The sequence below is a fragment of the Streptomyces sp. Ag82_O1-12 genome, assembly GCF_900182715.1.
GTDB classification, from domain to species: Bacteria; Actinomycetota; Actinomycetes; order Streptomycetales; family Streptomycetaceae; genus Streptomyces; species Streptomyces massasporeus.
The window spans coordinates 658,334-678,539 of sequence record NZ_FXUW01000001.1 but is presented as its reverse complement, the minus strand read 5'-3'; the positions used below and the strand labels follow the sequence as shown (position 1 = coordinate 678,539).

The 20,206-nt window shown below is 67.6% G+C and carries 14 protein-coding genes and 1 pseudogene; 5 read left to right on the top strand and 10 right to left on the bottom strand.

The window, feature by feature from the left end:
* Positions 1–81 precede the first annotated feature (81 nt).
* From sfnG to QOL88_RS38570, 4 genes are read left to right on the top strand one after another with little or no spacing between them, the layout of a single operon-like run.
* A complete protein-coding gene (gene sfnG, locus QOL88_RS03210; RefSeq protein ID WP_097214978.1) occupies positions 82–1,212 on the top strand; it encodes a dimethylsulfone monooxygenase SfnG in 1,131 nt (376 codons plus the stop codon).
* Positions 1,213–1,260: 48 nt separating this feature from the next.
* Positions 1,261–2,478 carry an acyl-CoA dehydrogenase family protein gene (locus QOL88_RS03205; protein ID WP_097222839.1) on the top strand — a complete coding sequence of 406 codons (1,218 nt, stop codon included), beginning with the start codon at positions 1,261–1,263 and terminating at the stop codon, positions 2,476–2,478.
* An 11-nt stretch (positions 2,479–2,489) separates the two neighbouring features.
* Positions 2,490–3,047: an NADPH-dependent FMN reductase gene (gene ssuE, locus QOL88_RS03200; RefSeq protein ID WP_097214977.1), complete on the top strand. Its 558-nt coding sequence runs from the start codon at positions 2,490–2,492 to the stop codon at positions 3,045–3,047.
* A gap of 5 nt (positions 3,048–3,052) precedes the next feature.
* Positions 3,053–3,361, top strand: coding sequence for a hypothetical protein (locus QOL88_RS38570; RefSeq protein ID WP_306456167.1), 309 nt, complete (start codon positions 3,053–3,055; stop codon positions 3,359–3,361).
* Here QOL88_RS38570 and QOL88_RS03190 read toward each other — a convergent pair.
* Positions 3,342–5,024, bottom strand: a complete 1,683-nt coding sequence (locus tag QOL88_RS03190; protein WP_283445873.1) for a cellulase family glycosylhydrolase — start codon at positions 5,022–5,024, stop codon at positions 3,342–3,344. The two genes, QOL88_RS38570 and QOL88_RS03190, sit on opposite strands and share 20 nt — an antisense overlap.
* A gap of 1,106 nt (positions 5,025–6,130) precedes the next feature.
* Here QOL88_RS03190 and QOL88_RS03180 point away from each other — a divergent pair.
* Positions 6,131–6,607 (top strand): annotated as a pseudogene (locus QOL88_RS03180) (MFS transporter); the annotation flags it as partial.
* A 279-nt stretch (positions 6,608–6,886) separates the two neighbouring features.
* On the opposite strand, the gene QOL88_RS03175 reads toward QOL88_RS03180, so the two are convergent.
* From QOL88_RS03175 to QOL88_RS03130, 9 genes are all read right to left on the bottom strand, one after another.
* On the bottom strand, positions 6,887–8,200 hold the full coding sequence (locus tag QOL88_RS03175; protein WP_097214975.1) for an RICIN domain-containing protein: 1,314 nt from the start codon (positions 8,198–8,200) through the stop codon (positions 6,887–6,889).
* Positions 8,201–8,441: 241 nt separating this feature from the next.
* A complete protein-coding gene (locus QOL88_RS03170; RefSeq protein ID WP_257028029.1) occupies positions 8,442–9,194 on the bottom strand; it encodes a glycosyl hydrolase 53 family protein in 753 nt (250 codons plus the stop codon).
* Positions 9,143–10,372, bottom strand: coding sequence for a glycosyl hydrolase 53 family protein (locus QOL88_RS03165; protein ID WP_097214973.1), 1,230 nt, complete (start codon positions 10,370–10,372; stop codon positions 9,143–9,145). Before QOL88_RS03165 ends, QOL88_RS03170 begins: the two co-directional genes overlap by 52 nt.
* A gap of 86 nt (positions 10,373–10,458) precedes the next feature.
* Complete coding sequence (locus QOL88_RS38765) at positions 10,459–12,654, bottom strand: family 43 glycosylhydrolase (protein ID WP_373559268.1); 2,196 nt, start codon at positions 12,652–12,654, stop codon at positions 10,459–10,461.
* Between the two features lie 4 nt (positions 12,655–12,658).
* Positions 12,659–14,008 carry a right-handed parallel beta-helix repeat-containing protein gene (locus QOL88_RS03150; RefSeq protein ID WP_097214971.1) on the bottom strand — a complete coding sequence of 450 codons (1,350 nt, stop codon included), beginning with the start codon at positions 14,006–14,008 and terminating at the stop codon, positions 12,659–12,661.
* Between the two features lie 151 nt (positions 14,009–14,159).
* On the bottom strand, positions 14,160–15,029 hold the full coding sequence (locus tag QOL88_RS03145) for a GDSL-type esterase/lipase family protein (RefSeq protein WP_097214970.1): 870 nt from the start codon (positions 15,027–15,029) through the stop codon (positions 14,160–14,162).
* Between the two features lie 34 nt (positions 15,030–15,063).
* Positions 15,064–16,134 carry a rhamnogalacturonan acetylesterase gene (locus tag QOL88_RS03140; protein ID WP_257027450.1) on the bottom strand — a complete coding sequence of 357 codons (1,071 nt, stop codon included), beginning with the start codon at positions 16,132–16,134 and terminating at the stop codon, positions 15,064–15,066.
* Between the two features lie 69 nt (positions 16,135–16,203).
* Positions 16,204–17,262 carry a glycosyl hydrolase 53 family protein gene (locus tag QOL88_RS03135; RefSeq protein WP_097214968.1) on the bottom strand — a complete coding sequence of 353 codons (1,059 nt, stop codon included), beginning with the start codon at positions 17,260–17,262 and terminating at the stop codon, positions 16,204–16,206.
* A gap of 695 nt (positions 17,263–17,957) precedes the next feature.
* Positions 17,958–19,421 carry a glycoside hydrolase family 5 protein gene (locus QOL88_RS03130; RefSeq protein WP_257027449.1) on the bottom strand — a complete coding sequence of 488 codons (1,464 nt, stop codon included), beginning with the start codon at positions 19,419–19,421 and terminating at the stop codon, positions 17,958–17,960.
* Positions 19,422–20,206: the final 785 nt, after the last annotated feature.

Sequence of the window (20,206 nt, the reverse complement as noted above, 5' to 3'; positions counted from 1 at the left end):
CGAGCACCGAACACGTTTCCCTGTCGCCGCACGCGCTTTTCGCATGCGCTCTCTTGCATGCTCTGTCACCAGGAGTTCTCTATGTCCGAACCGCCCGGATCCGACCCCCTCCGCTTCGCCTACTGGGTGCCGAACGTCAGCGGCGGCCTGGTCACCAGCACCATCGAGCAGCGCACCGACTGGGGCTACGACTACAACCGCGAGCTCGCCGTCCTCGCCGAGAACAACGGCTTCGACTACGCCCTCAGCCAGGTCCGCTACATGGCCAGCTACGGTGCCGAGTTCCAGCACGAGTCGACCAGCTTCAGCCTCGCCCTGCTGCTCGCCACCCAGCGGCTGAAGGTCATCGCCGCCGTCCACCCCGGCCTGTGGCACCCGGGCGTCCTCGCCAAACTCGGCGCCACCGCCGACCACCTGTCAGGCGGCCGCTTCGCCGTCAACGTCGTCAGTGGCTGGTTCAAGGGCGAGTTCACCGCCCTCGGCGAGCCGTGGCTGGAGCACGACGAACGCTACCGGCGCGCCGAGGAGTTCATCACGGCCCTGCGCAAAATCTGGACCGAGGACCACGCCGAACTCGCCGGTGACTTCTACCGGGTGCGCGACTTCTCCCTCAAGCCCAAGCCGCTCAACACACCCGAACGACCGCATCCGGAGATCTTCCAGGGCGGCAACTCCACCGCCGCCCGCGCCATGGCCGGCCGCGTCTCCGACTGGTACTTCAGCAACGGCAAGGACTTCGACGGCGTCACCGAGCAGATCAACGACGTCCGCACCTCGGCCGCCCAAGCGGGCCGTACGCCACCGAAGTTCGGTCTCAACGGCTTCCTCATCGCCCGCGACACCGAGACCGAGGCCCGCGACACGCTCCGCGAGATCGTCGCCAAGGCCAACACCGAGGCCGTCCACGGCTTCCGCGACGCCGTCCAGCAGGCCGGTCCGTCCACCGCCGACGGCAAGGGCATGTGGCAGGACTCCAGCTTCGAGGACCTGGTCCAGTACAACGACGGCTTCCGTACGGGCCTGATCGGCACGCCCGAGCAGATCGCCGAACGGATCGTCGCCTACAAGCGACTCGGCGTCGACCTCTTCCTCCTCGGCTTCCTGCACTACCACGAGGAGGTCGAGTACTTCGGCAAGCGCGTGCTGCCCCTCGTGCGCGAACTGGAGGCACAGGAGGCCGAGTCGGAGCCCGTCGCCGTCGCCCGCGCCTGACCGCACCACCCGCACCCGCATCCGCACCCAAGACGAATGGACTTCACCATGAGCACCGCCACACCGTCCGACTGGAAGACCGCCCCCGCCCCGCGGACCACCCAGGACTGGATCGCCCGCGCCGCAGAGGTCGCCGCCGTCCTCGCCACCGACGCCGTCGCCCGCGACAAGGCCGCGGCCACCCCGTACGCCGAGGTCCAGCTGCTGAAGGACTCCGGCCTGGTCACCCTCCTCGGCCCCGTCGAGCACGGGGGCGCCGGCCAGGACTGGCCCACCGCCTACCGCGTCGTCCGCGAGGTCGCCAAGGCCGACGGCTCCATCGGCCAGCTGCTCGGCTACCACTACCTGTGGAACTGGGCCGCCCGTCTGGTCGCCACCCGCGAACAGTGGGAGCACGTGGAGGCCGAGGCCGCCCGCAATCAGTGGTTCTTCGGCGGCGCCGTCAATCCGCGCGACGAGGACGTGACGGTGAAGGACGAGGGCGACACCCTCACCTTCACCGGACGCAAGTCCTTCTCCACCGGCAGCAAGGTCTCCGACGTCACCGTCCTCGAAGGCGTCCTGGAGGGCACCGACGACCACGTCTTCGCCATTGTCCCGTCCGACAGCGAGGGCCTGACCTTCCACGACGACTGGGACAACATCGGCCAGCGTCTGACCGAGAGCGGCGGCGTCACCATTGACGCCGTACGCGTCCCCTGGTCGGCCGCGGCGGGCTACGTGGACAAGCAGTTCCAGCCGCGCATCTACAACACCCTGAACGTGCCCACCATCCAGCTCGTCTTCGTCAACTTCTACCTCGGCATCGCCGCCGGCGCCCTGGAGACCGCCGTCACCTACACCCGGACCAAGTCCCGTGCCTGGCTGCACAGCGGTCAGGAGCACGCCGTGGACGAGCCGTACGTCATCGACACCTACGGCGACCTCACCGCCAAGCTGTGGGCCGTCGAAGCGCTGGCCGACGCCGTGGCCGTCGAGGGCCAGAAACTGCACGACGCCCCGGACGCGGTCACCGAGCAGGCCCGCGGCGAGTTCGAGGTGCGGGTGGCCGCGGTGAAGGCCCGGGCCACCGACGTGGCCCTGGAGGTCACCAACCGGATCTTCGAGGTGACCGGCGCCCGCGCCACCGCCTCCGCCGAGGGCCTCGACCGCTTCTGGCGCAATGTCCGCACCCACACGCTTCACGACCCGGTGGCCTACAAGCGCCGCGAGATCGGCCGCCACGTCCTCACCGGCGAACTGCCGCAGCCCACCTGGTACTCCTGAAAGGTCCTCCGATGGCCACCATCCTGTCCGTCTCCGGAAGCCCCTCCGCCACCTCCCGCACCGCCCGGCTGCTGCGCCACCTGGACGACCGGCTCAGGGCCCAGGGGCACGACGTGATCCCGTTCGACGTCCGCACGCTCCCGCCCGAGGCCCTGCTGCACGCCGACTTCCGGCATACGGCGATCGTCGAGGCCACCGCCCTGTTCGAACGCGTGGACGGCATCGTGATCGGTACGCCCGTCTACAAGGCCGCCTACTCCGGCCTGCTCAAGGCCCTGCTCGACCTGCTCCCGCAGTACGCGCTCGCGGGCAAGACCGTCCTCCCGCTGGCCACCGGCGGCACCACCGCCCACGTTCTGGCCATCGACTACGCCCTGCGCCCCGTACTGAACTCCATGGGCGCCGCCCACATCACGCCGGGCTGGTTCACCCTCGACAAGGACATCTCCGTGAACGACGACGGCACCCTGACCGTTGCGCCCGGCGCTGCCGGGGCCCTGGCCCAGGTCACCGACCACTTCTCGCTCGCTCTCGGGGGCCGCCCGACCCTGCTGGCGGTCACCGGATAAGCGCAGTGACCGTGATCGGCGGCGACGACGAGGCCCCCGCCGTCGCCGCCGAACTGGCCGCCGACTTCCGGGAAAAGGCCACCGAGCGGGACTCGCTGCGCAGGCTCCCGCACGCGGAGGTGGAGCGGCTGTCCGCCTCTGGGCGGCAGGAGGTTCGGCAACGCGCAGTCCGAGGCGGGCACCGAAAAGGCAGCCACCTCCTCGTCTTCCTTGGCCTCGCCGCCGGCCTGACTGCTACAAGAGACGTGCCGAACTCACCACGTGATATCGCCGCATTCCTGGTGGACCCGTTTTTCAGGCAGAGGTGCCCGTGACCGCGGTGCCGGACCTGGTCAGCGTGTACGTCAAGATCGCCCCGCTCCAGAAGTGGAAGGTGAGGGTCACGGTGGTGTTGTCGGTGACACCGTCGAAGAACGCGGTCGGCAAGGTGATCGTGCCTGCGGTGTAGTCCGGTGTGAAGGCCACATTGAACTGCTGGTACGTCGTCCAGGACTGCGGACCGGCGGCGGTGCCGTCGGCGTAAACGGCTTCCATGGTCGCCAACTTGTCGCCGTTGAACGCGGTGGGTATCACCAGCGAGGCTGTCGTACCCGTCGCGCTCGTCAGGACCGGCTTGTCATAGGTGATGACGTTGACGGTCCAAGGTATTCCGTCGGTGAACCGGAGGGACAGGACGGCATTCGTGCCGTACTCCTGCGACGCGGTCAGCCGGCTGAGCGTCGCCGCTGCGATCGTCAGCGTGTTGCCGCTGACGGTGTAGTCCACGCCCCGGATCAGGGGGCGGGTACCGACATCGATCCTCAGCAGCCTGGTGCCGTTGAGGTTCAGCGTGATCGTCGCGTCCGTTTGGGTCCTGCCCTTGGGAACGAAGAGCTGATCGGTGGACGCGGTGCCGGAGCGCCTTGTCCAGCTGGACCGTATCTGCGCATAGAGGCTCGGGTCGTTCCATAGCAGGGTGCGGCGGTTGAAGCGACTGCCGTTGTCCCACAGCATCGTGGTCAAGCCCCGGTGGCGCGCGTAGTAGCCGAGATACTCGAGGTACTTGAGCGTCTCGCCCTGTTCGACCGTGCCGGGGCCGGAGTCCCAGCCGAGCAGCCCGTACTCACCGACGACGACCGGGATCCCCTTGGCCACGAAGGCCCTGTGCAGCAGGTCGAACGTGTCGGTCAGGTCCTGCTGGGTGGTCGCGTTGAAGGTCGTGTAGCCGGCGAGGTTCACGCTGAAGGGCCAGAAGCTGTAGTAGTGGATCGAGGCCACGAGGTTGGGGTCGTCGAGCGCGGAGAAGGTGGCGAGCAGGGTGTCGATCTTGGGCTGATCCGGGGTGTCCCCGAGGGTCGGCATGACGAGCAGGCGGTCGGCATTGCCTCCGCCGGTCGCGCGCACGACGGAGTGGAATGTCGTGTTGAGCTCGTTCATCAGAACGGCGTTCTGCTGATCGCCGGAGCTGCCGGTGAAGAAGGGCTCGTTGATGCTCTCGAAAAGCAGTCGGCGCGGCTCGTCCCGGAAGGTGGCCGCGATCTGCTGCCAGGTGGCCGTGTACTGGGCCAGGACCGCGTCATGCCGGGTCGGCATGTTCGGCACCCACTGCCACGCGTCGCCGTGCATGTTGATCAGAACGTAAAAGCCGTCGGCCAAGGCCCAGTCGACCACCTGCTTGATCCTGGCCAGGAACACCGGGTCGAGGGTATAGGTCGGAGCCGGGCCCTCGTGCTGGCCCCAGGTCACCGGGATCCGGATGCTTCTGAAGCCCTGCGCCTTCAGCCTGCGGAAAAACGCCTGGGTCACCCGCGGGTTGCCCCACGCCGTCTCGTCGGCGCCGATGGCCTCGAAGCTGTTGCCCAGATTCCAGCCGGGCTGCATGTTCGCGACTACGTCCAGCGCGGACGCCGACGCGGCGGAAGCAGTGGACCGGGCAGCGGCCTGGGCGGCCGTCGGGGTGGACAACGCCGTGGCGGCGAGGGCCGCGGAGGTCGTCATGACCTGGCGACGAGTGAAACCGGTTGAACTCGGCATAGAACTCTCCATTGAGTCGAAAGTCCTTCCCCATGTCGAACGCGTCATCGTCGAAGCGCTTCGATGCGTTGCGGGAGCCTAGCGCAGCCTGACGACGGAGAGAACGGACTGATCCGCATGAAAGCTCAATCGAGTTCGAAAGGGTGCGCGTCGAAGCGCTTCTCCTCATGGGACGTCAGGCGCGGCGTCACGCAAGCTCGTCGGGTTTCCCTGCTCGTCTGCGGTCGCTGCCGGCCGGGCCGGCGCTCACGCAGCGGTGGATCTCACGCCTTCTCTGCCCCCGGGCCCGCGAGCAGCGGAACCGGAAAGTCCCGGCAGGCCACTGGCCATCGAGGCGCTTCCAGCGGCTGCCCCTTCACGCAACGTGGGTAGCAGCCGTCCTCGTCGTAGTCGAAGAACGGCTGCAACATCTCCCGCTTCACGGCGCCGTCGGCCATGTAGATGGAGGGCTCGGCCGTTCACCTGACCCTCTGGCCTTGGTGCATTCATGCTCGGTCTACCGGGACCGCGGCCGCCGTCGACGCGAGCGGCAGACTCAACGGCGGCCTCGACCACACCGGGTCACTCGGCGGCGCTGGTCAGAAGGGCTGCGACAACGTTCCGCTCTCCAGTCTCGATCTCGCACCGCCGGATTACGGTCCGGCGCCGGTCCTCCAGCCGCCCGGCGATCTCCTCCGCGTGGTCGGCGGCCTTCGCGACACCCGTCCCGGCCGCCGCGTCCGCGGCTGCCCGGTACCGCCGGCTGCCGCGCTCGTGGGAGCGAGACGTTCATGGCGACGCCGAGCAGCCAGGGCCGCAGCGAACCGGCGTCGGTCAGCTGGAAAGGCGTGGTCGCGCACCGAGCGGGCGCACTCGTCGTAGAGCTCCGCGAAGGGCGTCCGGACCCCTGGCGCGTATCCGGGTGCGCACATCTGTGGTCACGCTCGTAACTGTCGCTGGAGATCGGTGAGTTCCAGTGGCGCGCATCACGTGCTCCCCGCATACCCTCGCTAATGTTGTGCACATTCTTGACTGCAGTCATCAGACAGCCTAAGTTCCTGGTGTCCTTCCCCCGCTCAAGGGAGAGCGCGATTCCTCCGGCCCCCACCGCGTCAGAACGCACCCTCCAACTCCGCCGGGTCGCCCTCTCCGGCATGCTCGGCACCGCCGTCGAGTTCTACGACTTCCTCGTCTACGGCACGGTCGCCGCACTCCTGTTCGGTGAACTGTTCTTCCCCGGCGACCCCGCCGTGGGCACGATCGCCGCGTTCGGCACCTTCGCCGCCGGATACGTGGCCCGCCCGATCGGCGGCATCGTCTTCGGCCACTTCGGCCACTTCGGCCACTTCGGCCACTTCGGCGACCGCCTCGGCCGCAAGAACATGCTGCTGCTCACGATGGGCCCGATGGGCGGTGCCGACTTCCTCATCGGCGTGCTGCCCACATACGGCAACGCCGGTGTCTGGGCCCCGGTCCTGCTGATCACCCTGCGCGTGGTGCAGGGCATCGCCATCGGCGGTGAGTGGGGCGGCGCGACCCTGATGGTCGTGGACCACGCGGGCGAGCGCTGCTGCGGCGGTAGGGAATCATGGAGCGTGTGACCCTGACGCGGTGAGCCTGGGCGGGGCACGGCTGGATCTCCGGATCCGCCCCGCCCCGCCCTGTTGTCCGGGGACGGACGGTCAGCCGGCCCCGGTCGGCGCCTCCTGCGATACGGCGTATGCCGCCGGGGCCTCGTCGCCGCCATGGCGTGGGCAGCATCGTCATTTCGCCCAGGGCTGTCGGCGCCCATGCCGCGGGCACCGCCCGGCCCTGCTGCCCGAACGGCGCCCATCGACAGGTCCCGGTCAGACCCGGCGGCGGGTGAAGCGCTGGTTGGGGTTGCCGCTGTAGGTGTACTGGGCGATGCGGGCGCCGTCGGCGGTCGAGTACTCCCAGACATCCATCGCCAGACCGGACTCCCGGTTCACGAGGCTGATCACGCCACCGCCGTGGTCGACCACGCGCCACTGCTGACTGGTGGCACCGGTGTCGGCCTGTTGGACGACGTCCGCGCCGGTCGCTGTGCCCGTGGGCTGGAGGAACAGACCACTGTGCAGTGCCTTGACGCGGACGTGGCCGTTACCGGCGTCGACGAACTCGAAGTGCTGGTTGGGGCGACTGCTGGTGGTCCGCTGGACGAGCTGTGCGCCGGCGGCGGTGGAGGCCGCGTTGATCTCGGCGGCCTTGCCGCTGTGCTGGGCCAGCAGGGTGTAGAGGCCCGGGCCGCCGGGCGAGTCGCCCAGCTGGGCTTCCCACCGGGTGTTGGACCCGGACGCGTCAGCCGGGAGGCGGTCCCGGGCAGCGGTGTCGCCGTACATGGTCCAGCGGGCCCAGTCGACGACGGTCCTCGGGAAGCGCTGGTCGCTCCAGAAACTGGTGTGGCTGCCGCCGACGAAGGTGAGGAACGCCTTGGGCCAGGTGATCTCCGCGTACGCCTGCCGGGCCGAGGAGTACTGCGTGGTCGAGTCCCGGTCGCCGTGGACGAACAGGACCTTGGCCGAGACCGAGCTGGACGGGTTGCCCATGTCCACGCAGGACTGGGGGTTGGCGGAGATGATCCGGCTGTCGGGCCAGGAGGTCAGCAGACCGTGGGTGACCATGCCGCCCAGGGAGTGGCCCGAGACGCCGACGCCGATGCGGGTGTTGATGTGCCCGGCCAGCGGTCCGCTCGCGTTGAGCGCGAGGGTGTTGGTGAGGATCTGCGAGACGTCCTTGGAGGTGTTGCCGTTGTTGACGTCGCTGAAGTTGTGGTTGAAGTGCGGGGCGGGGACGATGAAGCCCGCCGAGGCCAGGGCCCGGATGATGAACAGGGAGTTCTGCGGGCTGCTTCCGTAGCCGTGGGTCATGTTGTAGACGGGGAAGACCCCGCCCGCGACCGGGGCGTCCGTCACCGGGTTGCCGCCGGCGGTGCCGGTGGCCGGGTAGTAGACGTAGGTGGTGCACGGGCGGCTGCCGCGGGTCCAGTTGTACCGGCGCACGCCGACCGCGAACGGCGTGGTCGGCGCGGTGTCCAGTGGCCCGGCGGCGGCCGGTGCCTGCCCTGCGCCGAGCAGGGACAGGCCCACGCCCGTCGCTCCGGCCGCGCTCATGCTGAGGAAGGTCCGTCGTCGCAAGGTCATGGTGACTCCTTGGGTGCGGGGATGGGCGGGGGGTTTGGCGTTCGACTGGTCCCGTTGTCGGAGTGCGTCCCGTCGGCGACAGAGGCCGACGGGCGGACGGGGCGCAGGGCGCAACAGCGGGTGTGGGTGCTCCTGTCATCCGCGAGGGGCGACAGGAGCGGCGTGCGGTTGGTCGGGCGCACCGGATGTCGGGGAGAGTGTGGCCGTTCCGGTCGAACACGGCCTGGTTCTCCCAGGCAGGCTATGAGGTGGTCACGTCGTGTTCGCCGAGGCTGGGCATGACGTCGATGACCGCCGTGACCGGTCCTGTGCCGGTCGTCCCGGTGACTGTCACCTCACCCGGCTTGTCGGTCGCGCCAGGTGGCAACGGCTGCCAGCGGACGGGGACAGTGATGATCTTGTTGTTCGCGGTGGTGAGCATGTGGAGTGAGGAGGGCAGCTTCGGGGCGGCTCCCACCACGGTGGCGGTGTGGACGGTGTCCTGGAGGATGTGCTTGGCGCGGCCGGCGTTGAAGACGTTGATGGACGCGTGCGGCTCCCAGGTATTCGCCAGTCCGGGCACGGCCCGGAACATGGGCTGGTAGCCGGCCGGCTCCCACACCAGGACACCTGAACCTCGGTTGTCGACCACGTCGTTGGCGGCCTGGAAGACCCTCCGGATCGCGTCCGCCTGCCCCTGAACGGTGCGCGGGTACGGCGAGTTGGGCAACGGCGAGCCATCGCCGCCCGACGCGGGGTAGGCGGTTTCGGCGATGTCGATTTCGTAGCCGGGGTGGGTGGTGGCCATGGTGTTGAGGTTGAGATCCAGCGCCTCGGGCGTACCGTGCCATTCCGGGTAGTACGAGATGGCCAGCACATCGGGGTTCTGGCCCTTCGCCTTCACCCGAGTGAGGAACTGGTTCCAGAACTCCATGGTTTTGGCGAGCTTGTCCTTGTCGACGATCACGTGTATCTCGACCTTGGATGTCGGTGACGCGTCGCGGACGGCCTTGATCCCGGCCGCGGCCAGGGTGGTGAACCGGTCCCACGACTGGTCGTAGAGCTGCCGCTCCGAGGGGTCGGTCGACCGCCAGTACTTCCACAGCAGGCCACCGCCGGGCTGGGACTGATACACATCGGCCTGGTCGACGAAGTACGGCGGGTTCGTGTGCCGATGTGGGCCGCCTCGCTGCCGTACATGAAGCCGTTGATGATCTCGTTGCCGACGGCCACCTTCTCCGGCGTGGTGCCCTGCCGGATCAACCGCTTCAGATAGTCGGCGGTGTAGTCGTACACGGCATGGGACAGGTCGGCGAATTTCAGCTCGGCCCAGGCGCGTGGTTTTGGTTGCTTGCTCGGGTCCGCCCATGAGTCCGCGTAGTGGAAGTCGATTCCCAGACCCATGCCCCGCTGCTTGATCGACTTGGCTGAGACCAGCGAGCGCTCCGGGCCCTGGCGCGGGATCGGGGTCGGTTGGCCGGTGCTTTCGCTGCGCGGCTCGTTCCATATCCGCAGCCGGGTGTGCTGCATGCCACGATCCTTGGCCACGTCGAGCAGGTGTGGCCCGGCGCCGCGGTCTTCGGCCAGGGGGTCGACCCAGTACTGCTGGTCCTGGACGTCGTCCATCCAGGACAGATCGGCGCCGAGGGTGAGGTCGTCGCGCAGGTAGTTGAAGACCTGGAGCTCGCTGACACCTGCCCGGGCACGGCCGGGCCCACCTGTGAAGGTCAGCCGGACGAAGCGCGTTGCCGGCCGGGTGAACAGGTGCACCTCCCCTCGCGACACGGCTCGGTTGTGGGAGCTGTCGGCGATGGTCTTCCACCGGCGGCCGTCGGATGAAGCCTCGACGACGTACCGGTGGGCCACGCCACGATCCGGGAAGAGCACCTTCACCTTGCGCAGGTTGTCGTAGGTTCCACCGAGGTCGACGGTGAGCCACTGACGGGCGCCGGCACGATCCGGGCGCCAGGACGTCGCCGGGTCGCCGTCGACGGCGAGACGGGCGTTCGACGAGGCGGTGGCGGCCGTCGCCGCGGCCCAGGGCTTGGCAGCGATATTGCTTTCGATCGGCTTGATGTCCGCGGTTCCGAAGGTCGCGTGGGCCGGCGTGGGCACCATGAGTAGATTCGCGGACACCATGGTGACCAACGTCGTCGTGACCGCGATGGCGCGGGGCAGACGCTTGCTGCTCATGTCCTTCTCCTGACGAGGTGACGTACGTGCGGCATGGGCTGCTCTGTACGCTCTGCCGGTCGAGGAGACCGGCAGAGCACGGGATGTCAGCCGGCCGCGGCACCGACATCGAGGTAGTCGACGTTGGGCAGTCCGGCTGCCGTGGTCGGATCCAACCGGATGGTGTTGCTGCCGGCGTTCAGCGGGACCGTCACGGTCTTGGTCGTCCACGTCGTCCACGCACCGGTGGATTCGAACGAGACGGTCCCCACCGTGGATCCGTTGACGATCAGGTTCGCCGGCCGCGCACCGCTGCTGAAGCCGTTGGCGAACCGGACCGCCACCGTCGCCGTACCAGCGGTCGCCGGGGTCACCGTGAACTGTGCGTAGGCCCCTGCGGCGGCAGTGCCGTTGCAGAACCCGGCACCGGAATAGCCCGCTTGGTTCGAGTCGATCGTGCCCTGGCACACCGCCGGTGCGGTCTCTGCCTCGTAACGCTGTCCCGATGGCGCGTCGGCAGAGGTCTTGACCAGTGAGAGCTGGTCGACGGTGACGCCGCCCGAGCCCGACGCCCGCACGGTGACGGTGGCGGCCCCGCCGGGCAGCGCTATGCCGGTGAGCTCGCGCTTGGTCCAGCCGCTCGACGACGGGATGGCGAGGGTGCGTTGGCTGCCGTCGGCGCCGGTGATCACGACCTGTCCGGCGCTACCCCGAGTGTGCAGGGCCAGGGCGTAGGTGCCTGCGGGCACCGACTCGACCCGCTGCTCGACGCCGCCGCTGTTGCTCACCTGGAGGGCGAAGCGAGACCCGTTCACACCACCGTTGACGTTGGTCACCGAACCGCCGAGGTTCCGCCATCCCCGTACGCTGGAGACGATGACGCGGTCGGCCTGGATGTCGGGGTTGAGGATGTAGTTGTTGGCCGGCCCGACGCGCCACTCTCCGGTCGTGGCGTTGAACTGCCACTGGCTCACCGAGTGGAACTGCGGCCTCGCACCGGTCTTGGTTATCGGCACCCACTGGTTGTACCCGATGCCGTTCCAGGCGAAGTCGGCCCAGCGGTCGCCGGCGTAGATCACCGTGTTCTGCTTGGTGCCCTTGACCGTCACGAAGAACCCGGTCTGGGTCACGTGGCTGTAGTCCATCTCGGTGCCGGCAAGAACGTACTCGCTGCTGTAAGAGCCCTGGACGTTGCTGCTGGTCGACTCATTGACGTAGTTGACCGAGGTGTTCCAGCCGTGCAGGTCCGACGCCGCGTGGTAGTACTTGCCGTCGAGTTTGAACATGGCGTTGCCCTCGCGACCGGCGCCGCTGCGGATCTGCACGGCTGGCTCGATCCGCAGCGAGTCGGACTCCCGGAACTTGGCCACGAAGCCGCGCGACCGCCCTTCGCGGTTGGAGAAGATCAAGTAGTCCTTGCCGTTGTCGTCGGCGAAGACGGTCTGATCCCCGGTGCCGGTCGTGGGCGAGTTGGTGATCTGGGTCTGGAAGTAGCCGTAGTCGAAGGTGTCGGTGGGTGAGTCGCCCTGCAGCAGCAGAACGCCGTGGCCGCCCCTGCCCGTGTGCCACATCTGCACGGCGAGCACGTACTTGCCGGTGTTCTCGTTGTACGAAACGCCGAGCCGCCCGACCCAGCCGGCACCACTCAGGTTGGCGCCGCTGCCCACGCCGGTGGAGCGCGTCGCGACGCGGTTCTCGAACTTCCAGTTCACCAGGTCCTTGGACGAGTACACGGGGATCGAGACGAAGCTGACGTTCCCGTCGTACTTCCTCGTCGCGTTGGCCCGGTAGAGCTCGGCGCCGGTGTAGTGCACGCCGTACCAGTAGTAGGTGTCGCCGAACTTGAAGACCCCGCCGCCCTGCGAGTAGATGGGGTTGCCGCTGGTGTCGTTCCAGAAGGTGTTGTTCGTGATGGTCTGGAACGTGCCCTCGTCAGCGGCCTTCAGATCGGCGGCGGCGGTCATCAGTGCCGTCTTCGCGTCGGCGACGTCCGACGTGGTGGCCGAAGTGTCGCCGGCCACCTCGGCCGCGGCGGTCAACGCCTTGGCGAAGGGCTTCCAGGAGTCAGCCGTGTATTTCGTCGGAGTGCGCGTCTGGTAGTCGGACACCAGGGACTCAAGGCCGCGATCCACCACCGGTCCAGCAGCCGCCCCCTGGTCCTGGAGCTCCGTTGCCTGTCTCTGCGGCGCGGATGTCTCCGCCGCGGCGGTGCTCGCCGAGAGCGGCGCCGCCAACGCCACGGACAACAGGGCGGCGGCGGCCAACTTCCAGAACTTCGAGACGACACGCGATCGTTGCCTCAAGACGTCACCTTCCGTCACTCTCAAAGGCGCCGAGATCCGGCGCACTTCCGTTGAAGGGCAGTCCCACGGCGGTGCCCTTGTCGATCAGGGCACTGTTCGCCGCGAGACGGAGGTGGGGCAGCACGGGCAGGTCCCCGTCGCCCTGGCGGGGCGCGTCCCAGCCGGACGTCGAGACACTGCGGAACTGGGAGTCCGACAGGGCGACGCCGAGGTTCCAGGAGTTGTACGCGGCGTTCGTGCCGCTCATGTTCGACATCGCCGTTCCGGTGTAGGCGATGTTGTTACGCAGGTTGCCCCGGCCGACGGCGGCGCCGCGTGAGTCGATTCCCAGCATGTTGAAGTTGGGGTGGTTTCCGTAGCCGGTGTTGTTGAAGTAGTCGTTGGCCACCGGGTGGTGGTTGGCGTAGAAGCCGGCCGCCTTGTTGAGGAATGCCACCGAGGAGCTGACGGTGTGCTTCGGTGCGTTGGCCTGGTAGTCGCCCCCGTAGCCACCGGACTTGAAGCCGGCTCCGTTGCCGGAGGGCGTCGTCGTCCCCGGCACGTACCCGTTGCGCCAGGCCCACGAGTTCTCGATGATCACGGGCGAGTAGGTGGAGATGAGGTCGAACCCGTCATCGGCGTTCCACCACGATCGGCAACCCCTGAACACGTTCGCGGGCCGGCCGGCCGGCGTGTAGTGCGAACCGAACCCGTCGGCGTTCTCGCCGGGTCCGTCGACGCTGCGCGGGTCGTAGTTGTCGTGCGCGTCCGAGTTGAGGACGAGATTGCCGCCCCCGCCGTTGATGAACAGGCCGGTACCCATGTGGTGGTGGGTGTTGATCTGCTCGAAGACATCATTGCTGCCGGAAACCCAGATTCCCCAGGACTCGGCGTTGCGGTTGTTGTTCTGGGGAACGCCCTTGACTTCCAGTCCTTTGAGGTGGATCCAGCTGCCGGTGACGTTGAAGCCTTTGATACGGCAGTTGTCCGTCATCCGCGAGAAGTCGAAGACCGGCTTCTCGCCCGGCTGGGCCCAGTACCGGATGGGGTTGCCCGAGCTGCCGCTCTTGTTGAGGGCGATCGCGTCGACCTTGGCGGTCTGGCTCGAACAGGCGCTGTTCGCGCGGGTGTAGGCGTAGGTGCCGCCCCGGAAGTAGACCGTGTCGCCCGCCTTGACGACGGCTTGTGCACGGGCGATCGATGCCCACGGAGCGGCCTGCGAACCTGCAGCTCCGTCGTTCCCGTTCGGGGCGACGTAGTAGGTGTTTCCGGCCGCCGCGGCGCTCGTGGACGCCGAGCCGGGGGTCATGGCGACGGAACTCGCCATGACCAGCGAGAGCAGAAGGGCAGGGGTGCCGAACTTCGCGGTTCTCACGGCGTCATCTCCCGAGCGGACCGCCTTCGTGACACTGCCATGGACGCGTGTACCACCTTCCGAGTGAGCGGCCCACTCCCTGATCGCTCGGGCGGGGGCCGAACCGACTTCGCCTCCTGTCACCACACCGGTTCGCGCCCACCGCCGCGTGCTACCTGAGATACGCGGCGAGCGGGAGGTTCTGGCGGCGCACGTCTCCGGCGACGAGCCCGGCGATCCGCTGGGCGCCGTACGTCTCGAAGTGGGTGTGGTCGTTGCAGAAGAAGGTGCCCAGGGGACCGCTGCCCCCGTAGTCGCCGTTGTTCGGGCAGAAGCGCAGGCTGTTGTAGAGCGAGACGCTCAGCGACTGCAGGTCGACGACCGGCGCCCTGGTGGCGGATCCGACGGCGAAGGTCTCGTTCACGAAGCCGCGGTTCTTCGTCGCGGCGCCGCCGGAACAGGTGATGGCCGCCACCGGGGTGAGCAGCACCGGGTGCGCTCCCCGGGCCAGGACGGCCTGCACCATCGTGGTCATCAGCTGCCGGTAGCGGGCGGGGCCGACATGCCGGGGGCAGGTCGAGGAGGAGTCGTTGATGCCGAACTGGATGAAGAGGTAGTCGCCCGCCTTCATTCCGGTGCTCGCGTTCAGCATCGCCTGCCAGCGGGACGAGTACGTGGTGGACGTGAGGCGGCATTCGCCGTCCGAGCCCTTGGTGCTGCTGACGTTCCCTTCGTACAGCCAGGTCTGGATGCTGCGGCCGCCCACGGCCTGGTTTTTGACGGTGACGTCGGAGGTGAACAGGGCGTCGAACTGGCTTCCCCAGCCGACCGGACAACGGCCGGAACTCGGGTTGGCCATGGTGGAGTCGCCGGCCAGCCACACGGTGACCGGCGCGGCGACCGCCCGTGCGGCCGGTGCCTGGGCGCGGAAGGCACTGGTGCAGTTCGTGGCGACGCGGTCCGCCGCGGATGCGGCGCTGAGACCGAGGCTCGACAAGGCGATCACGAGCGCGGTCGTGATGAGAATCCGTAAGTTCCTCAACGGGTCCCTCCTTGGGACTGGCGCCGGGCGTCGGTCAGCGCAGGTACGCGGCCAGGGGCAGGCGCTGCTCGCGGATGCTCTGGAGCACCAGCCCGCCCATCTGGCTCGCGCCGTACTGCGAGAAGTGGGTGTTGTCCGTGACACCGTCGACGGATGAGCGCAGGAAGAGCTGTGCGGAGGCGGACGGGCCGAGGGACTCGACCAGCGTCTTGCTCTTGGTGGTCAGATCGATCACTGGTACGTTCTGCGCCGCGCCGAGCGAGCGCATCTCGGCGGGCAGGTTCACGCCGACGCCGTTGACATGCAGCGCCGTTGCCGTGAGCCGGCTGCCGTTGAACTGCCGGCGGACCGGCGGGGTCACCAGAACCGGGACGCCGCCCTTCGCACGGACCTGCGTGATCATGGAGGTGAGGTTGCTCCTGAAGGCCGACGCGCTGGTCTGCTTGTCGTTGTGGCCGAACTGGATGAAGACCGCGTCGTGTGCCTTGACCTTCGCCAGCAGCGTCGGCAAGAGCGCCGAGTTCCTCAGGAAACTGCCCGAACTCTCCCCAGAGTCCCCGTAGTTGGCGATGGAAGCTCCGGGACCCACCGCCGGCGTGATCATCTGGCCCCATCCCGTGTACGGGGTCACGGGCTGGTCGCACACGGTCGAGTCACCGGCCAGGTAGGCGACCAGCGGCTGGGCCGCCGGTTTCACGGAGACGGCCGACACCTGCGGGTTGGTCCCCGCGAACCGGATGTCCAGACCGGGGTTTCCGGTGCCGCCCTGGCCGGTCGGCTGCCCCTCCGGCTGCCGCACGTTGACCGTGAACGAGTACGTGGCGGCGGCACCGGCCGCCGTCTTCGTCGCCGGAAGCATCAGACGCCGGGCCTCCACCCACATGTCGGTCTCGGCGGCAGTGGCACCACCGATGGAGACCGTCACGTCGTAGGTGCCGGGGGAGACCGCGTAGTGACACTTGATCGGCGCGGTGCCGGAACAACCGGCCGGCAGTGCCCGCGTGGCGGCATCGGCATGCGCCGCACCGGTGCCGACCAGCGTCGCAAGGGTCAGCAGACCCACTGCTCCCAGCCTGACCCCGTGCCCTTCGAGATTCCATGTCATGCCCACTACAATCACCAATCCCACTTCTCGGCCGGAGAGTTGCCCGGGTTGAGGTCCATGGCCGGTCGCTCAGGCCTGGGTGAAGCCGTTCATGATCGCGGTGGGCCGCTTGCTGGAGGAGTCCCAGGCGCCCATGTTGTAGCCGGTGAACGGGGACATGCACTCCGGCTCCCAGTAGAAGATGCCCTGCCCGCCATTGGCCTTGAGGGCCTTGATGTAGGCGACCAGCGAGGCCTGGGTGGCGGAGACCCGGTCCACCCGGCCACCGAACTCGCTCTGCAGGAACGGCTTTCCGTACGCGGCGGAGATCTTCCTCATGTTCCCCACGATCCCGGCCGCGAGGTCGGCACTGCCGTAGGACGAGAACACTGACATGTCCCACTTGCCCCCGCTCGCCGCGAAGCGGCTGAAGAACGTTGTCATCACGTCGTACTTCTGCGGTTGGGCCAGGTGGATGCACACCGTCGAGTTCGGCGACACCGCCTTGACCTGGTCGTATGCGGCGTTGAGCAGCCCGGTCATCTGCCCCCCGTTGGAGACGCTGCCGACCGGGCGGCAGATCCCGCTGTTGATCTCGTTGCCGATCTGCACCCAGGTGGGGAGCACGTCGTTGTTCCTCATGACCGTCATGGTCTGGTTCACGTACGTGCCCATCGCGGTGCGCATCTGGCTGTAGCCCATGTTCCGCCAGGCGGCGGGCGGGTTCTGCACGCCGACGGAGTTCCAGGTGTCGCCGAACATGTAGTCCAGCATGATCGACATGCCGGCGGCCTTGACCCGCTTGGCGAAGGCGGCCACCTCGTTGATGCCGCAGTGCCCGTTGGCCGGGTCGCTGGAAGGGTTGACGAACGTACGCAGGCGTACCGCGGTGATGCCGTATCCCTTGAGAATGGTCAGCAGGTCCTGGGTCTGCCCGCCGGCGTTCTTCCAGGAGTAGCCGCGCGCCTCCATCTGAGGTGCCCAGCTGATGTCGACGCCCTTGACGAAGCTCGCCGCGGCCTCGGCGGGAGTCTCGAGTTCGGCGAACGCGACGGCGGTGGCGAGCGCTCCGGCGGTGGCTGTGGTGGCCTTGAGCAGGGTCCGCCGGCTGATGCGCCCGGCAACTGGTGTGGGGGGTTGCGGGAACATGGTCGGTCTTTTCCTTCCGTCGGCCGCGGGTGAGACGTCGCGGGCGGAGAGCGGGTCAGTGAGAGACCTCCAGGAGCGAGGCGGGTGCGGGGGCAACCGGCGCTCAGGCCCCTGGAGTTCGTGTAGCCGCGTGCGATCCCAGCCGATGCGCCTCCCTCGGGGTGGCAACAACTGAGGCTGGAGTGCTTACGAGTGGCACGTGTCGAAGGGGGCGGCCATGGCGTGCCAGGGCGCTCCTCCGGGGCGGGACTGTGAGCGATCACAGAGGTAGGTACATCGCGCAGCTTCTCGATCGGGCACGAAGGTGTCAACCATTGCTCACCAATCCATGGAAGAAGAAGTGTGACCCTGTGGGGCGGGGGCTCGCCGTGCCTCGGCCGTGAGCTGCCCGGAACGGCGGGAGTCAGCCCAGTTCAAGTGCCCTTTCAAGAGGAGTGCGGCGACGAGGATGGGGCTGCGCACGGGACCTCTCGTTGGCTCACACCCGCACACATTCGAACAGAAAGAGCCGACAGAATGAAGGCGCTGTCGTCCGTTTGCCGAACGTGCTCCCCGAATGCGGAGCAGCGTGACTTCTCCGGCTGGTCGGCGCGCAGTTGACGAGATGGCACACCGTGCTGCATCGCCACCCTGCCCAACTGTGCGCCCACGAGGGCATGCAGAGGTACGTACTCGTCGCCGAGATTCGGGTCCTGCTACGTGCCGGACGCAAGGCCGGAGCCGGCAACACTGCCGCTGACGCCATTCATGATGGCGTTGATGATGCCCTGCTGGGTGACCGTGAGGGAGCGCCGGTTGAACAGCCCGAACCCGTACCGATCGGTTGCACCGTTGTCCCAGTAGACGCTGGCCGCGCCGTATTTCTTGGCCGTGGCCACGACGGCCCGTGCGAAGTCCGCGCGATACCTGTTGTTCGACGAATCGAACGATGACTTGTCGATGGCACCGTATTCGCCCACCACTACCGGATACCCCTTCGTGACGAACACATCGCGCATCATCTTGAGCTGCGCGTCGAGATAGTCCTCCTGTCCCCAGGTCGACGTCCTTGATGGGTTGGTCGCTGCTCGGCCCCACTGCGTGATGGTGCCGTTTTCCTCTCCGGCGAAGTCCCAGGGAGCGTAGTGATGAACGGAGATCATGATCCGCCGCTCATTTGCCGGAATGGAGGGGGAGCGGTACTGGTCGGACGGAAGCGCGAAGCCGTAGTTCCCCGCGGTGTAATCGATGTTCGTGTTCCAGCCGGCCACGAGCAGCCACCTCGAACTGTTGTTTCCGCCCGTTTTCCGCACGGTGTCCACGAAGATCTGGTTGTAGCTGTTGATGTTCGAGTAGCACGGTTGGGTCGGGCGGCCGTACTGCCCGTCGAACTCCTCGTTCATGGACTCCAGGATCAGGCGCTGGTCGTAGTTCTTGAACCTGTTCGCGATCTGCTGCCAAGCCTTCTCGTACTTGGCCTTGATCGTCGCCTGGGAAGGTGAATCGCAGATCAGCCAGGAGCCGTTGACGCTCTTGTACCCGTCGCCGTGCATGTTGATCAGCACATGCAGACCCCTGTTGTAGGCATAGTTGACGACTTCTTGGACTCTGTTCAGCCAGGAGGCGTTGATCGTGTAATTCGGGCCGGGCCCTATGTACCCCAGGTAGGAGACCGGGATCCTGATCGTCTTGAACCCTGCCGACTTCACCTTGTCGATGAGAGCCTGCGTCACCAACGGCTGGCCCCACGCTGTTTCGCTGGGGTATCCGTTGGTGGTGGCTTCGAGTTGGTTCCCCAGATTCCATCCCGCGCCCATGTCGGCCACGATCTGCGAAGCGCTCGACTGTGCCGCGGTATCGGCCGATGCCTGCGGCGCCGTACCGTACACCGATGCGGCAACCGCCAACAGGACGGCAAGGAACATGACTCTGATCTTCCCTGCTAGTGAAGCCATGAGCTTTCCTCTCTCGCGTCCTCGAGGGCGTCGCACCCTCAAGTGGATCTGTCTGTACGAATGGGAGCGGCCGGAACCGTCGGCTGTTCGGGCGGTGGCGTCCACGCCGGCCTGGAAACGAGCAAAGTCGATTGCGTAGCGGCTGACCTCCGTTCGTGGGCGGCCACCGCACCCTGCACCGCCCGGATGCGCGGCGATCACGGCAGCCGCGCGCACCCGGGCCATGCGTGGGTTCCTCAGCTCAGGGCGGATTCCCAGGTGGTCGTGCTGGAGGTGGCGTCGGCGCCAGGGCGGTCGCGGGCCGCTGTGTCGCCGTACAGACTCCACCGCATCCGGAGACGCCGACGCCGACCGCTGTGTTGATGTGTCCGGCCGGCTGGCCCCCGGCCGTGTTCAGGGCGGGGGTCCGGGTGATGACCTCGGAGACGTCCTTGGACATGCCTGTGCCCGCGGCTCCGGCTGCGCTCGGGGTCAGGAAACTACGCCGTTGCATGGTCATGAAGACTCCTGCTGTGGGGGGGCGGAGCGCTGCTCGGTCAGGTGCCAGGAAGAGGCGTCGGTGGTGCCGCTGCGGTGACTGACCTAGGTGGTGGGGAAGTAGTCGTTGGGGGGGGGAGGGGGGGGAGGTCAGGTCGGCGGATCGCGCATGGTGTGGGACGTTCCGGCCCTGGCCGTGGTGGTCATCGGCGTGGTGTGGCCCTGCCGGAGGAGACGCGGCGAGCCGTTGAACACTGGCCGGACCGTGACTCGTCGAGGAGTAGCCCCTCCGCGCCCACCCGCTTACCTATCTGACGGGAGGTGTTGCTTCTGCGGAAACGGCGCAGGGGTGCCTCTCCTTCCGCTCGTCGTGTGCTGCGCCTCTGGGAGCGTTCCCACATGTCTTGCAACAGGTACATTCCCGATCGGGTGCGGATCTGTCAATCATTGGCGCTCAACTCTGTTGTCTTCGACGCGCATTCGACAGATCGCAGGCGCAGGAGGCACGGTGTGACGTCTTCGAGGCCCGACCG